Genomic DNA, 526 nt, shown 5'->3' with positions numbered 1-526 from the left:
AACCGATACAACCAACGGCTTAATGTTCAATCCCACCCAATCCTTACTTATTGATTATTGTTTTAGATAAGCGAAGTAGTTTTCCAGAAACTCGTCAAAAGATAACGTATCACTTTCTTCCGCTTGTCGCTGTTTCTCAACTGAAGAAGCCACTTCCGTTTCCATTATATCTTGCGAGTAATGTTGGTAACCGTGAGCCAGATTTTCTTCACGGAACTTCATGCCAAGAGCACAACCTACTTTGCCAAGTCCACCAAGTTCTTTGGTTAGCTCAAGCAATTGGCCAGAAATCGTCAGTTCAGGGTTATCAATCCATGCTTCTAGCTTGTCACATACAGCTTGGTAAGCGTCGCCACCAGCCGCAGAATCCATCTCTACTGCAATTTGGCGCAACTCAACGAATACTCGTTTCGCCCAATCTTGCAAAGATAAGCGTTCACCTTGGCAACCGATCTGCAGCATCAAACCTTTTTCACGACCAGAGATGATCACTTTGTTCCAGTTGTCACGCCAGCATTCTAGTTCG

1 pseudogene is annotated in these 526 nt (G+C 44.3%); it reads right to left on the bottom strand.

Annotation, left to right across the window (positions count from 1 at the left end):
* Nucleotides 1-54: 54 nt before the first annotated feature.
* Nucleotides 55-526 (bottom strand): annotated as a pseudogene (locus tag R8O11_RS31080) (glutamate--cysteine ligase); the annotation flags it as partial.

This window comes from Vibrio sp. 1288 (assembly GCF_033344475.1).
The sequence above is the reverse complement of the archived record's forward strand: the minus strand, read 5'-3'. Positions and strand labels throughout refer to the sequence as shown.